14 protein-coding genes are annotated in these 13,491 nt (G+C 61.3%); 5 read left to right on the forward strand and 9 right to left on the reverse strand.

What is annotated here, in order from left to right; genetic code table 11:
- Positions 1-47: 47 nt before the first annotated feature.
- The 4 genes from pstA to mshD all read right to left on the reverse strand — a co-directional run bounded on the left by pstA (position 48) and on the right by mshD (position 4,420).
- Positions 48-962 (reverse strand): phosphate ABC transporter permease PstA, encoded by a 915-nt coding sequence (pstA, locus tag HMPREF1267_RS10340; protein ID WP_005279624.1) that lies wholly within the window; start codon positions 960-962, stop codon positions 48-50.
- A gap of 12 nt (positions 963-974) precedes the next feature.
- On the reverse strand, positions 975-2,027 hold the full coding sequence (gene pstC / locus HMPREF1267_RS10345) for a phosphate ABC transporter permease subunit PstC (protein ID WP_023029197.1): 1,053 nt from the start codon (positions 2,025-2,027) through the stop codon (positions 975-977).
- Between the two features lie 133 nt (positions 2,028-2,160).
- A complete protein-coding gene (gene pstS, locus HMPREF1267_RS10350; protein WP_023029198.1) occupies positions 2,161-3,273 on the reverse strand; it encodes a phosphate ABC transporter substrate-binding protein PstS in 1,113 nt (370 codons plus the stop codon).
- Between the two features lie 244 nt (positions 3,274-3,517).
- Entirely contained in the window at positions 3,518-4,420 is a 903-nt protein-coding gene (mshD, locus tag HMPREF1267_RS10355; protein WP_034654550.1) for a mycothiol synthase, read from the reverse strand.
- Between the two features lie 33 nt (positions 4,421-4,453).
- Between mshD and HMPREF1267_RS10360 the strand changes: the two genes are divergently transcribed.
- Positions 4,454-5,278, forward strand: a complete 825-nt coding sequence (locus HMPREF1267_RS10360) for a DUF2993 domain-containing protein (RefSeq protein WP_023017912.1) — start codon at positions 4,454-4,456, stop codon at positions 5,276-5,278.
- Here the strand turns inward: HMPREF1267_RS10360 and HMPREF1267_RS10365 are convergent.
- The gene (locus HMPREF1267_RS10365) at positions 5,275-6,312 is read right to left on the reverse strand and encodes a diacylglycerol kinase family protein (RefSeq protein ID WP_156905115.1); all 1,038 of its coding nucleotides are present in this window, start codon (positions 6,310-6,312) and stop codon (positions 5,275-5,277) included. The two genes, HMPREF1267_RS10360 and HMPREF1267_RS10365, sit on opposite strands and share 4 nt — an antisense overlap.
- Positions 6,313-6,365: 53 nt before the next feature.
- On the opposite strand from HMPREF1267_RS10365, the gene HMPREF1267_RS10370 reads away from it, so the two are divergent.
- Positions 6,366-7,061, forward strand: a complete 696-nt coding sequence (locus HMPREF1267_RS10370; protein ID WP_023017914.1) for an FABP family protein — start codon at positions 6,366-6,368, stop codon at positions 7,059-7,061.
- A 16-nt stretch (positions 7,062-7,077) separates the two neighbouring features.
- On the opposite strand, the gene HMPREF1267_RS10375 is transcribed toward HMPREF1267_RS10370, so the two are convergent.
- The gene (locus tag HMPREF1267_RS10375) at positions 7,078-7,947 is read right to left on the reverse strand and encodes an aminodeoxychorismate lyase (RefSeq protein WP_023017915.1); all 870 of its coding nucleotides are present in this window, start codon (positions 7,945-7,947) and stop codon (positions 7,078-7,080) included.
- 30 nt (positions 7,948-7,977) lie between these two features.
- Here HMPREF1267_RS10375 and HMPREF1267_RS10380 point away from each other — a divergent pair, with 30 nt between their 5' ends.
- Positions 7,978-9,042, forward strand: a complete 1,065-nt coding sequence (locus HMPREF1267_RS10380; protein ID WP_023017916.1) for a folate-binding protein YgfZ — start codon at positions 7,978-7,980, stop codon at positions 9,040-9,042.
- 141 nt (positions 9,043-9,183) lie between these two features.
- Positions 9,184-9,381, forward strand: coding sequence for a DUF3073 domain-containing protein (locus HMPREF1267_RS10385; RefSeq protein WP_023023830.1), 198 nt, complete (start codon positions 9,184-9,186; stop codon positions 9,379-9,381).
- Between the two features lie 67 nt (positions 9,382-9,448).
- Here the strand turns inward: HMPREF1267_RS10385 and purM are convergent, their stop codons facing one another.
- The 3 genes from purM to HMPREF1267_RS10400 are packed head-to-tail and all read right to left on the reverse strand — an operon-like array spanning position 9,449 to position 12,438.
- The gene (gene purM / locus HMPREF1267_RS10390; protein ID WP_005284632.1) at positions 9,449-10,501 is read right to left on the reverse strand and encodes a phosphoribosylformylglycinamidine cyclo-ligase; all 1,053 of its coding nucleotides are present in this window, start codon (positions 10,499-10,501) and stop codon (positions 9,449-9,451) included.
- A gap of 25 nt (positions 10,502-10,526) precedes the next feature.
- Positions 10,527-12,023: an amidophosphoribosyltransferase gene (gene purF / locus HMPREF1267_RS10395; RefSeq protein ID WP_005284635.1), complete on the reverse strand. Its 1,497-nt coding sequence runs from the start codon at positions 12,021-12,023 to the stop codon at positions 10,527-10,529.
- Between the two features lie 10 nt (positions 12,024-12,033).
- Positions 12,034-12,438: a sterol carrier family protein gene (locus HMPREF1267_RS10400; protein ID WP_005279608.1), complete on the reverse strand. Its 405-nt coding sequence runs from the start codon at positions 12,436-12,438 to the stop codon at positions 12,034-12,036.
- A 33-nt stretch (positions 12,439-12,471) separates the two neighbouring features.
- Between HMPREF1267_RS10400 and HMPREF1267_RS10405 the strand changes: the two genes are divergently transcribed.
- On the forward strand, positions 12,472-13,482 hold the full coding sequence (locus HMPREF1267_RS10405) for an acyl-CoA thioesterase (RefSeq protein ID WP_023017918.1): 1,011 nt from the start codon (positions 12,472-12,474) through the stop codon (positions 13,480-13,482).
- The last annotated feature ends 9 nt before the right edge of the window (positions 13,483-13,491 follow it).

The following is a 13,491-nucleotide window of genomic DNA, read 5'->3' on the forward strand; positions in this document are numbered from 1 at the left end:
GAGGTTTCTCCTCTTAAGGGGTGTATAAGTGGCGGAATCGAGTGCGGCTATTTCTTGACCGAGAACTTCGCGGAAATTACGCGCGCCGCAATATTGAGGATGGCGATGAGGATAACCAGCGTCAGCGCTGCGCCCCACAGCTTATCCAGCACGGCAGGTTGCGCGCCGGCCTTGTACATATCAAGCATCATCAGCGGCAGCGAAGACTGCGAGCCCTTAAACGCGTCCCAGTTGATGACCGAGGAGGAACCAACCAAGACCAGCACTGGGGAGGATTCACCCATCACGCGGGCAATGGCCAGCATGATGCCGGTCACAATGCCGGACAGGGCGGTTGGCAGCACGATGCGTGCGATGGTTTTCCACTTGGGCACGCCGAGCGCATAGGAAGCCTCGCGCAGGTCCATGGGAACCACGCGCAGCATCTCTTCGGTATTGCGCACCACGATGGGAATCATCAACAGGACCAAGGACAGGGCGACGGCAAAGCCGGAGCGGCCAAAGCCAAAGAGCGTAATCCACATGGCGAAGATGAACAGCGCCGCCACGATGGAGGGCACGCCCGACAGGATGTCCACCATGAAGGTTGTGGTGCGGCCGAGCCAGCCACCCTTGGAGTATTCCACCAGGTAGATGGCGGTAAAGATGCCGATCGGGATGGATAAGATGGATGCTAGGGCGGTCTGGACAAAGGTACCGACGATGGCGTGGGCGGCACCGCCGCCTTCGGCGCTATTCATCACGCCGCGCTGGGACAGCGTCCACCAGTCAGCGGAGAAAATCACGCCGCTACCGCGCGAGATGAGCTCCCAGAGGACCCAGATCAAAGGGACCATCGCCAAGGCCATAGCGGCCCATACAACGACGGTGGCAATACTATTGGCCGCCTTGCGGGAACCGGAGATTTCCAGGAAGGTTGCCCCACCAGCGGAGGCAGGCTTGTTATTTGTCGTAGTAGTCATTGTTGTCCTTCCTTACTTGCTCTTCACGATGGCGCGGGCAATGGCGTTGACCACGAACGTCAGCAAGAACAGCATCAAACCGGCAGCGATATATGCACCGGCGCGCGTCTCGTTACCGAACTCGGCAGCGGCGAGGGCGATGGCCGTGGCGAAGGTAGTGCCGCCATCGAAAAGCGAGAAGCGGAAGTCCACCAGCGGCGAGACCACCATGTACAGCGCCATGGTCTCACCCAAAGCGCGGCCCAAGCCGAGCATGGAGCCGGCGACGTAGCCGGACATACCGAAGGGCAGGACGGTCATGCGGATGACTTCCCAGCGCGTAGCGCCCAGTGCCAGGGCGGACTCGATCTGGCCGGGAGGGGTTTGCACGAAGACCTCGCGGGCGGTGGCGGCGATAATCGGCAGGATCATCACGGCGAGCACGATGCCACCGGTAAAGAGGTTGCGGCCGGTAGCAAAGGCGGGCGAATTATCGTAATGGGTAAACAGGAAGAACCCGCCGGCCCAGGATTCCAACCAGGTGTAGAAGCCGGACAGGGCCGGACCGAGGACCTGCCAACCCCACAGGCCGTAGACGATGGACGGCACGGCGGCCAGCATGTCCACCAAGAAACCCAGCGGCTTAACCAGGCGTGCCGGGGCGTAGTTGGACAAGAAGATGGCAATCGCAAGCGCCACTGGCATGGCCAAGATCAGGGCGAAGACCGAGATGAGGACGGTGGTGCCGAACATGGTCGGGATACCGAACTTCATCGCGGAGGTATCGGTGGTCTCCCACCGCTCACCGTGGGTGAAAAAGCCCAGCAGGCCATTCTCGTTCACGCTGAGCGCCGGCACGGCGCGCCAGATGAGGAAGGCAGCAATCGCCGCGATCATCACGGTAATCAGCGTGGCAGAGGCCGTGGAGAGGAATTCGAAAATGCGGTCACCGGGGCGCTTGACGGAGTTACCGGAGCTAGAGGTAGCCAAGTCATTCTCGTTATCGCCACGGGTATGAGGCTGTTCAACGCCAGAGACGGGAAGGGTCTCCGAGGTCGATGCCTTGGTGAGATTATTGTCTGCCATGAGACGTACTAATCCTTATTTAAAGTGGAACAAAGGGTCATGCGTTACATGCCTGCGCCCCCAAAGCGCGTCTCGAGGGCGGCAGTGGGGGCGGGCGGAGCGTTATTTCGCGAGGTAAAGCGCAGTTTACGCCTTACTGCAGTGCGTCAACGGCGCTCTTCAGGCGGTCAAGGTGGTCACCCTTAACTGGGATGAAGCCCTGCTCTGCCAACTGGTCATCCTGGTGGTCCAGAACGTCGTTGAAGAAGGTCTTGACCAGTTCAGCGGTCTCGTCATCGTAGCCAGCGGAGCAGACGATGTTGTAGGTGGTCAGGATGAGCGGGTATGCACCCTCTGCATCGGAAGCGAAGAGGGCCTTGGAGTCAACGACCATGTCGTTCTCGGAAGCGGTGTCCTTGAACTCCAGGTTCTCCAGCGCCTTGTTGACGGTATCGTCATTCAGCTCAACCGGGCCGTTGCCAAAGTCAATCTTGGCCTTCTTGACGCCGTCAGCTTCCTTCTGGTCAGCGAAGCCGGCCTCAACGTAGGTGATGGCACCCTCGATGTTTGCAACCTGGTCAGCAACGCCGGAGGAGCCGTTTGCGCCCTCACCAACGGAGTCAGGGAACTGCTTGCCTTCGCCGTCCCAGTTACCGGTGGAAGCGGTCAGGAACTTCTGGAAGTTATCGGAGGTACCGGACTCGTCAGAACGGAAGATGACGTGGATGTCGGTGTCCGGCAGGTCTGCGCCCTCGTTATCAGCGGCAATGGCCTCGTCATTCCACTTCTTGATCTCGCCCTTGAATATCTTGGCAATGGTATCGGTGGAGAGGTTGATCTCCTGGTCGCCCAAGTTATAAGCGATGGCAACTGGGCCGATGGTGGAAGGCAGGTGCCATGCATCGTTGCCATCACAACGCTCCTTGGCAGCCTCAATCTGGCCGTCGTCTTCCTTCAGCGGGGAGTCAGAACCAGCGAAGTCTGCCTGACCGTTCAGGAATGCCTCAACACCCTTACCGGAGCCGGAAGCGGTATAGGACAGGTTAGCGTCTGGGTTGTCCTCTGCGAAGACGGTACCGAAGTAGGACATTGCGTTCTGCTGGGAGGATGCGCCCTCACCAACAAGCTCGCCAGCGACACCGCTGCCGTCGGAAGAGCCCGAGGAGTCAGAGGAGGAGGACGTGTCCTCAGAGCACGCTACGAGAGCGGTAGAGGTAGCGGCCACAAGGCCGAAGATAGCGGCAGAGCGCTTGAAGTTGCGAATCACGGGAAAACCCTTTCCGGTGCAGATCAGAGATTGATTGTCCGAGGAAACCGCATCCCCGTCACAGGGGATGTGCTGCCGGGCGGCAGCTACCTACATCCCAGCTCCGCTTTCCAGGAGCGGGGTGCAGGCGCGCAGGTGCGGCTTTCTCACAATCAGTAAAGCTAACCGGCGGAATTAACCAGCAGGGTGACGTGAGGTAAACACTTAATGAACATGCCAAGAAGCTGACATGACCTTAATCGCACTAGCCCCAGACAACGTGCTCTTCATCAACGGAAAAGCCCAGCCGCTTGTAGGCCTTCAGCGCCGGTTCATTATCCGCTTCCACGTACAAAATAACCCGCTGAGCTCCCTTTTCTACCATGCGGCGCAGGCCAATCTGCAGCAATGGACCGCCCAATTTTTGGCCGCGGTACGCCTCAGCAAGGCCCACCACGTAGACCTCACCAAAGCCGGGATCTTCTTCCTCGTGCCACTTGGTCCAGTGGAAACCAGCCAGGGTCGGGTGCCCCTGCTCTTTTTCGTCCCAGAAAAACAAAACGTCCTTAGGATCGAACCATTCGGCTTCCATGCCACGGTGTAGGCGCTCTAAATCCCAGCCGCCTTGCTCTGGGTGCCAATTAAAGGCCTCATTATTAACGCGCAGCCATTCCTTTTCCACCGTGTCCTTGCCCCACTTGTCCACCGCCTCGCTGTAATTGCCGGCCTGCAACGGCAGCTCGCCTACTTGTGCTGCGCTATCCAGATCGCTGCCATCGATGCCCATGACCACGAGGGTGCGGGTGACGTTTAGGTCACGGGAGCTGGCCAGGGCCTGTGCTGGCTTGACGTTGCCATGCGCCCAGGTCTCGAGATTGGTGGTGGCGGCAGCAGTGGCATCGTAAAGCGCGGTGCCATAGCCCTTGCCGCGATAATCTGGGGCGATAAAAAGCTCTGCGGTGGAATCCTCTCGGCTGGATACGCCAATGGGCTCGCCATCCAGCCAAGCCACCAAGTGCTTGTGGTGCAGGCGCTCATCGCGCAGGCCATTGAGGAATTGCTCCGACAGCGGGGCGATGCCGTCGGTCTTTTCAGCGTGCGCTGCTAGTTCTTCCAGGGTGCCCGCCAGCTCTGGGGAGGCGGGGAGGTTTTCTTCGGTGATATTCATGGTGCCCATAATACGTAGGCTAAATTTGAAGGCGTGAGTGTAGTCAAAGTCGACCGGCGCATTGTGCACGTCCTCATCGTGGTGGGCGTGGTCATTGCCGCATGGGTGGCCGATGCCTGCGTGGCCATGCATTCTGAGCACAAGATTGCCCAGGAGGTTAAGGAGAACTCCAGGCTGGAAAACTCGCCCCAGGTGTATATCGGCGGCACCCCGTACCTGTTGGCGGCAGGCTCCAAGGAAATTCCTTATCTGCAGGTCAAGGCGCTCGATGTGGAGGTTCCCAAGCTGGGCATGGTCAATGCCTCGACCGTGCTGCGCGATATTACCGTCACCCCTGAGCAGGTAGTAAGCGGCGATATTGAAGGCGCACCCGTATCCACGTATTCGCGCGGAATTTCCCTCGACGGCGTGGCGTTAGGCCGCCTTTTGGGCATTACCGATCTCTCCATTGCTAACCCGGATGATATTTCTCCCTCCGGCGGCGTTTCTGCCGAGGCGGAGCTTACCGGCACCCTGCCCGGCGATAAGGAAAAATCCACCGCTATGGTCACACTGCGCCTGGTGGGCCCGGAGTTCCGCATGGAGGTCTACGGAACCGATGATCCGCGCCTCAAGGAGGCGTTTTCCCTCAACTTCGATACACGCGAGCTCCCGCTGCCGGCGCAGGCCACCATGGTAAGGCTGCAGGGCGGCACCATTTACTTTGAGGTCCAGCGCCGCAATATCAAGGTCCAGATGGCCCAGCTATCCCCGCTGGAAATCGAGGGATCTGAGCAACGAGCCGTGGAAGAGGCCGAAAAGAAGGCGGCCGATACCGCCAATAAGGTAGGCCCCGCACCGAAAGAGGGTGAATCCTAGCGGAGGCGAATAAAGTCCCGCAGCACTTCCTGCACGGAGCGCTGGGCCACCTGCCGCCTGTCTTGCGGGGCGTAGACCTCGATGGCATCGGCCACAGAGGTCAGCGTCACGTGGCGGAAGGTCCCCTCGGATTCGCCATCGGCTTGGAAGCGCTGCGGAGTGTGGCAATCGAGCTCAACGCGCTTGGCGTCATCAAAGCCCAGGGTCTTTTCCTTCACCAGCCGCTTGAGCCAGCCGTGCTTATCGGCGCCAAAGAGGTGCAGCAGGCCGATGACCCCACGCACACCGCTGAGTTTTTCCAGACCGAAAAGGGCCAGGCCCTCATCGAAAGAATTGCGCGGGTTGGTCACCACCGGCAAGGGCCCCAAGAAGGTCCAGGGGTTGGTATTAGAGGTAAACAGGAGCGGGAAGTCCTTCTTATGGAGCGTCTGCCCCAAGCGCGATTCCGCGTGCACCGTAATCTGCGGCGGGTTGCGGCGCGCGCGTAGCCAGGCCCGAATGGCCACGTTCAAGTAGCGCAGCGGCGTGGCGGAAAAGCCTTGTTCGCGGGCGCGGTCCACGCGTGCGAGGACGTCCGCATCCATGCCAAAGCCGGCGTTGACGGCAAACCAGCGTTCGTTCCAAGTGCCCAGGTAAATGGTGCGGCGCAGATCGCGCTCGAGCATGCGGGCCAGAACGTGGGTGGCCTCAACCGGCGTATTGGGAAAGCCGAGGGCGCGGACGAAGACGTTCGCGGATCCGGTGGGAATGACGGCGAGCGCCGGCACCTCGTTTGGGCTGGGGATATCTTCATCGGCCGGTCCCAGCAGGCCGTTGACAATCTCATTGACGGTGCCATCGCCGCCCACGGCAATGATGACATCATAATCATCCCTGGTAAGCCCCCGAACGATGTCTTCTGCATGCCCGGGGTAATGGGTGAATTTGACCAATAGGTGCATGCCTTCTACGGCCCGCAGGGCGGGCACGATTTGGCGAAAGAGCCCGTTGGATTGCGAGGTCGAATTGGGATTGGAAATCATCAGCGCATGCACAACGGACCAGTCTAGTAGTTAAAGCGGCCCCGGCACGACTAGGCTGGACGCCCATGAGCGAAAATACCGAGAACACCAATACCCCGAACGTCGAGACCGCCGCCGCGTCCCACCCGGAAAACACCTCCGGCGCGCTCAATGGCAATGACGCGGTCAACCAAGCCGCCGAGCAGTGGAAGGACGCGGCCAGCCACAATATCCCCGCCATTGAGCTTGGCGATGTCCCTGTTCCCGCCGATACCGCCAACCTGCGCCAGGGCCCGTCGCTACACGATGGCCTGCTGGGGCTCCTCCCCCTCGTAGGCGTCTGGCAGGGCGAGGGCCAGGCCCACGACACCGATGGCAGCGAATACACCTTTGGCCAGCAGCTGGTCGTCGCCCACGACGGCGAGAATTACCTGACCTTTAGCTCGCGCACCTGGAAGATCGATACCGAAGGCAAGCCGCAGGGCCCGTCTACCCGCGAGACCGGTTTCTGGCGCATCTCCGCCAAGGATGAAATCGAGGTCACCTACACCTCTTCTACCGGCATCGTGGAAATCTTCTACGGCGAGCCCTTCAACGAGCGCGCTTGGCAGCTCGAATCCGCCTCCACCATGGTCACCGAGACCGGCCCGAAGAACCTGGGCCCCGGCAAGCGCATGTACGGCCTCATGCCCAATAACAACCTGGGCTGGGTAGATGAGCGCATGGTCGATGGCGAAATGCGCCCCTACATGTCCGCCGAGCTCACCCGCATCGCCGGCTAGAGCCGGCTAAGACTGGCTAGGCCCCTAGCGCGGCATCGATAAGCCCCCGGATTTCTTCCTCGTTATCCGGGGCTTTTAACGTTTTTTCATTCAGCTTGGTCACCCGCACCGCCACGCGCACGGAAGAGACCAGCCACACCGAGTCGGACTTTTCTAAGTACTCCACGGTCAACGGCTTGGCCTTGCATCGGTAGCCACGGTCCTGGGCATAGTCAAAGAGCGCTGCCTGCGTGGTGCCGGGCAAAATACCGCGGCCGACGGCGGTGCGCAGCTTCTTTCCCCGCACCGCCACCACGGTAGAGGTAGCGCCCTCTAAGATTTCGCCGGTATCTGGATCCGTCAGGATGAGATCGTCGTACCCCTTGTCCTTGGCCATGCGCAGCATCGCCATCGTCGCGGCGTAGTTCAGCGTCTTGGCCGGTAGCTCTTCGGCCACGTGCCACAGGCGCGGGCTCGTCAGGACGGTGACGCCGGTGGTGCGTTGGTGAAGAGGGACATCGCCAAGCGGCTGCACCGTCACCCACGCGGTGGGCACGCCGGTCGAAGCCCGGCCGCGGGTATACGTCCAGGTGCATTTGGCATCGGGATGATCGGCATCGGTACCGCAATAATCCGCGATCGCCAGCCGGGTCGCCTCCTCCCACTTGTGCATCGGCGGTTCCGGCAAATCGAGCGCCCGCGCCGAATCGCGAAAGCGCTGGGCGTGGCGGGCGAGGTTAGCCGCCTTGCCGCCGCGGACCAGAAGCGATTCAAAGATGCCATCGCCGCGGGTCACGGCGGCATCATCAGCATAAACCAGCGGCAGGGAGGGCGAATGCTTGCGCACCGACCCACCAAAGGGTTCCACGACGTAGATGACCGGCTCTTTTCGCGGGGAGGGTTTCATAGACTCGATTATGCCCTACCATCGGTAGATGTGAGTTATTCTTCGCCACTTCTTCAACGCGCCGGTGCCGCCGAGCACCAGGACGCGACTGTACTCGATGCCCAAGGTGTGGCCTGGCACTATGGCAATCCCCTCGGGGAACAGCGTGCGGCCGAGACCGGGACCATCGCCATCGACCGCTCGCAGCGCCGCGTGCTGCGCGTCAGCGGTGCGGATGCGCCGGGTTTTCTTAATAACCTGCTCACGCAGAAACTTGACGATGCCCCCTCCGGCTTCTCCGCCGGCGCCCTCGACCTAGATATCCAGGGTCACATTTTGCACCACATGGATATCACCCGCGCGGGCGAGGACTTCTACCTCGATCTGCCCGCCGCGCAGTTCGAATCCGCCCAGGACTTTTTGACCAAGATGGTCTTCTGGTCCGAGGTCACGGTCGAGGAAGCCGATATCGCCATCGTGACATTGCTGGGTGAGGCCGATATTCCTACCCCACCCACCGTGGTTTTTTCCCGCGAGGTGCAATGGCCGGGAATCAAGCGCGTTGACCTGGCCATTCCGCGCGAAAAGTTGGTGGAATCCATGGCCGCCCTAGAGGCAGAGGGCGCGCGGCTGGCGGGGCTCATGGCCTTTACCGCCGAGCGCGTGCGCGCCCGCGAGCCGGAGCTTGCCGCCGACTTGGATAAGAAATCCATCCCGCACGAGGTTCCGCAGTGGATTAGCCGCAGCGATGCTGACCCCGCCCACGTGCACCTAAATAAGGGCTGCTACCGCGGCCAGGAAACCGTGGCGCGCGTGGAAAACCTGGGCCGCTCTCCCCGCCTTTTGGTGCTCCTCCACCTCGACGGATCCGCGCCGGAGAGGCCGAATGTGGGCGATGACATTTCATTTAATGGACGTAAGGTAGGTCGCATCGGCACCATCGTGGATGACTGCGATTTCGGCCCCATCGCCTTAGGTCTAGTCAAGCGTTCTGCGCTAGATGCAGGCACATTGGATATCGGCGATACCGCGGCGTCGATCGATCAGTCCTCCATCCCCGAAGATGAGGGCCCAAAGGCCGGGCGCGAGGCGGTAAACCGGCTGCGCGGGCGGTAGATTTTCCACTCATCGGGGGGCCGGTGCGGAATTTTTTCGTCACACGCGCTATTGTGTCTTACAGGAAGATACACAATTGACAAGCCGATGGGGCGCCCAAGAATCCCTGGAGCGCCCTACTAGCCCAAGGGGGTCATGCACATGGGACGCGGACGCGCTAAGGCAAAGCAGACCAAAGTTGCACGCCAGCTCAAGTACAACTCACCCGAGATGGATATCGAGTCCCTTCAGCGGGAACTCGCTGCTCAGCAGGAGGGTGACTCCCACGACTACGAAGAGGATGATCCCTACGCCGAGTATGTCGACGAATGGGATGAGGACAACGACGACGAGCGCTAATCTTCCGCTCGCCGGCTAAATCCGAAAAAAGGCCTTAGGTTATTGACCTAAGGCCTTCCTCTTGTACCTAGAAGTTTGAGTGCTCGCCGTGCATGATAACGCGCGGTTCTTCGCCGTCCGCCTCGCGGACGCTGCCTAGCTCCCACGCGTCGATGTGGCGGGCGGTGAGCATGGCCAAGGCGCGGTCGCGGTCCTCTGGGTTAACCACGGCAATCATGCCCACGCCCATGTTGAAGGTCTTTTCCATCTCCGCCAGTTCGACCTTGCCCATGGAGGAGATGAGCTTGAAGATCTGGCCTGGATTCCACGTGGAGCGGTTAACCTCAGCGCTCAGGCCCTCTGGAATGACGCGCTCCAGGTTGCCGGCCAGCCCGCCGCCCGTGACGTGGCAGAAGGTGGATACGGAGCATTCCTGCGCCAGCGCCAAGCATTCCTTGGCGTAGATGCGGGTGGGTTCCAAGAGCTCCTCGCCTAGCGGGCGGCCGAGCTCTTCCACATAACCATCTAGCGGCATGCCTGCCTGCTCCAGCAGGACGTGGCGCGCGAGCGAGTAGCCGTTGGAGTGCAGCCCGGACGAGCCCATGGCGATGAGCACATCGCCCTCGCGCACGTTGTCTGGGCCCAACACGCCATCGGCCTCGACCACGCCGACGGCGGTGGCGGAGACATCGTATTCATTCTCCCCCATCATGCCTGGGTGTTCGGCCGTCTCGCCGCCGAGCAGCGCAGCACCTGCCTGCACGCAGCCCTCGGCGATGCCCTTGACTACCTCGGCCACCTTTTCCGGCACGACCTTGCCCACGGCGATGTAATCCTGCAGGAATAGCGGCTCGGCGCCGCAGACGACTAGATCATCGACGCACATGGCCACCAGATCGATGCCGATGGTGTCGTGCTTATCCATGGCCTGTGCCACGGCGAGCTTGGTGCCCACACCATCGGAGCCAGCCGCGAGGATGGGCTCCTTGTAATCGCCCAGTTTGAATAGCCCCGCAAAGCCGCCGAGGCCGCCCATGACCTCCGGGCGGGTGGCGCGCTTGGCGTGTGGGGCAAACAGGCTGACCGCGCGGTCGCCCTCTTCGATATTGACGCCGGCTGCGGCGTAGGTGTTGTCACTCATGTTTTTGAAAGTTCCTTAGAAGTTTTTATTGGGTTCCGAGCAGGGTGCGCACGGCATCGGCATTGGGGTTTCCGGCGGGAAGGCCAAGGGGGTATTCGCCGGAGAAGCAGGCGGTGCACAGCTCAGAGCGGGGCTGCTCGGTGGCGGCGACCATTTCATCGATGGAGACAAACCCCAAAGAGTCAGCGCCGATGGTCTCACAGATGGTGGAGCAAATCTCGTCCGGATCATCGGACGGGCTGGCGTTGGCAATGAGCTCGCCGGGCGAGGCAAAGTCGATGCCATAAAAACACGGCCACTTTACCGGCGGGGAGGCGATGCGCACGTGGACCTCGGCGGCGCCAGCCTCGCGCAACATGCGGATGAGCGCGTGCTGGGTATTGCCGCGCACGATGGAATCATCCACTACAACGAGCTTTTTACCATCGATGACCTCGCGCAGCGGGTTGAGCTTTAACCGGATGCCCAGCTGACGCAGCGTCTGCGTGGGCTGAATAAAAGTGCGTCCCACATACGCATTTTTCACCAAACCGTGGGCGAAGGTGAGGCCGGATTCGCGGGCGTAGCCCACCGCGGCTGGGTTGCCGGATTCCGGCACGGGGATGACCAGGTCTGCATCCTCAACCGGGTATTCGCGAGCTAGGCGGCGGCCGATCTCCACGCGGGAGGCGTTGACGGAACGGCCCTTGATATCGCTATCCGGGCGGGCCAAGTACACGTACTCGAAAACGCAGCCGCTGCGCTTGGCGGGCGCGAAGTTTTCAGAGCGGATGCCGGCCTCATCGATGGCGACGAGCTCGCCCGGCTCGATCTCGCGAATAAATTGCGCGCCGCAGATATCCAGCGCGCAGGTTTCGGAAGCAACGACCCAGCCCTTGGCCAGCCGGCCCAGCACCAGCGGGCGCACGCCCTGCGGGTCGCGCGCGGCGTACATGGTGTGGCCATCGGTAAAGGTCAAGCAGAATGCGCCCTTGACCCGCGGCAGGAGCTCACGGGCGGAGTCGAAGACGGAGGTGGTCTCATCGACGCCATCGGCAAGCAGCATGGACAAGCACATCGAGTCAGAAACCGATTCCTCGTGCGGCTTAATCAGGCCGCGCTCGACGGCCTCTGCGCGCAGCTCGAGGTAATTGACCAGGTTGCCGTTGTGGCCCAAGGCAATGTCCACGCCCGTCGAAGAGGTGGAAAACATTGGCTGCACATTGGACCATTCCTTGCCGCCGGCCGTGGAATAGCGCGTGTGGCCCACCGCCACGTTGCCGGTCAAGGCAGAAAGGGTCGATTCATCGAAAATATTGGCCACCAGGCCCATGTCTTTAAAGACGACGATGCGGTCATCATCGCCCACCGCAATGCCGGCGGCTTCTTGGCCGCGGTGCTGGAGAGCAAAAAGGCCAAAGTAGGTAAGTTTGGAGACTTCCTCCCCGGGAGCCCAGACGCCAAAGACGCCACACTCTTCGCGGGGTTCCTCCTCGTTATGATCGTCAAGGTCAGTGATACTAGGAGTATGTACTTCTACCACGGCGTTTATATTAGCGCGTTGGGCCGTCGAAAACTAACGGAATGATGGGAAGCCACTGTGCAATCTCCCCTGAACGCGACCCGGAAGCATCGACGCGACCTGTGTTTTTGACCTCGTCCCAGTCCGTGACACCGGTGGCCAAACGCAGCCAGTTCTCCGCATCCATTTCCACCACATTGGGTGGGGTGCCGCGCGTGTGGCGGGGGCCTTCAATGCACTGCACCGCAACAAATGGGGGTACGCGCAGCTCCACCGAGTGCCCCGGCGCGTCGGCCTCGAGAGTGCGGGCGGTGCGACGGACGGCATCGGCAAGCAAGGCCCTGCCTGGCTTTTGTTGCCCGTCCGGGTCCTGAATCCAATCCTTGATGGCGATGATGGCCGCGCGCGTGGCGGCGGGATCTACGGGTTTAGGCATAGCCACAGCATAGCTACTGTTATCTTATTGTTTATGTCACCTACTGACGCTGCTGCGGAAACCCAGAAGTCCCCTACCCTGACGCTGCGCTTTATGGCATCGCCAACCGATGTCACCATGGCCGGCGACCCCGGCATCAATGGCGGGCGCGTGCTGGAATGGATCGATAAGGCCGCCTACGCCTGCGCCGTGCAGTGGTCCGGGCAGTACTGCGTGACCGCCTATGTGGGCCATATCCACTTCACCCGGCCCATTCCCTCCGGGCACATCGTGGAGGTGCGCTCGCGCATCGCGATGACCGGCCGGTCCTCCATGCACATCATCAACGAGGTGCTGTCTGCTGATCCCCGCGAGGGCATTTTCACCCGCGCCTGCGATTGCCTGGTCATCTTCGTGGCCAAGGACCCCGAAAGCGATAAGACCACCCCGGTTCCCACCTTCGTGCCGGATACCGATGAGCACCTGCGCGTGGCCGAGGCCGCGAAATCCCGCATCGAGCTGCGCAAGGCCATCGAGCTGGAGATGGACAAGCAAACCTACGATGGGCCTTCCGATGCCCCACGCATGGTCAACCGCTTCCTAGCCAAGCCCACCGACGTCAACTGGGGCGGCAAGGTGCACGGCGGCACCGCGATGCAGTGGATCGATGAGGCCGGCACCGCCTGCACCATGGAGTGGTCCGGCGAGCGCACCGTCGCCGTCTATGCCGGTGGCATCCGCTTTTATAAGCCCATTTCCATCGGCGATCTCATTGAGGTCGATGCCCGCATGATGCGCACGGACCGCCGCTCCATGCAGATGTCCATCCACGTCCGCTCCGGCGATCCCCGCGGCGGCCGCGGTAACCTCAACACCGCCATTCACGCCACCGTGGCCTATATTGGCCTGGACCGAGACGGGCAGCCGCTGACCGCGCGCACCTTTACCCCACAGACGGAAGAAGATATCCGCCTGGCCGAGCACGCCAATATCTTGCGCGAGCTGCGCGGCGAATACTCCCCCAAGCCGCTCATCGTGGCGCCGCACTACCAACACGTGGATTAAATTTTCAGC

Source organism: Corynebacterium sp. KPL1824 (assembly GCF_000478095.1).
In the GTDB taxonomy this organism is placed as follows: Bacteria; Actinomycetota; Actinomycetes; order Mycobacteriales; family Mycobacteriaceae; genus Corynebacterium; species Corynebacterium accolens.

Excerpts from the sequence above, each read along its gene's own strand:
- HMPREF1267_RS10400 (WP_005279608.1), bottom strand. The coding sequence starts at position 12,438 with ATGCCTAAACCCGTAGATCCCGCCGCCACGCGCGCGGCCATCATCGCC.
- pstC (WP_023029197.1), bottom strand. The coding sequence starts at position 2,027 with ATGGCAGACAATAATCTCACCAAGGCATCGACCTCGGAGACCCTTCCC.
- HMPREF1267_RS10375 (WP_023017915.1), bottom strand. The coding sequence starts at position 7,947 with ATGAAACCCTCCCCGCGAAAAGAGCCGGTCATCTACGTCGTGGAACCC.
- HMPREF1267_RS10385 (WP_023023830.1), top strand. The coding sequence starts at position 9,184 with ATGGGACGCGGACGCGCTAAGGCAAAGCAGACCAAAGTTGCACGCCAG.
- purM (WP_005284632.1), bottom strand. The coding sequence starts at position 10,501 with ATGAGTGACAACACCTACGCCGCAGCCGGCGTCAATATCGAAGAGGGC.
- pstA (WP_005279624.1), bottom strand. The coding sequence starts at position 962 with ATGACTACTACGACAAATAACAAGCCTGCCTCCGCTGGTGGGGCAACC.
- HMPREF1267_RS10405 (WP_023017918.1), top strand. The coding sequence starts at position 12,472 with ATGTCACCTACTGACGCTGCTGCGGAAACCCAGAAGTCCCCTACCCTG.
- HMPREF1267_RS10370 (WP_023017914.1), top strand. The coding sequence starts at position 6,366 with ATGAGCGAAAATACCGAGAACACCAATACCCCGAACGTCGAGACCGCC.
- mshD (WP_034654550.1), bottom strand. The coding sequence starts at position 4,420 with ATGAATATCACCGAAGAAAACCTCCCCGCCTCCCCAGAGCTGGCGGGC.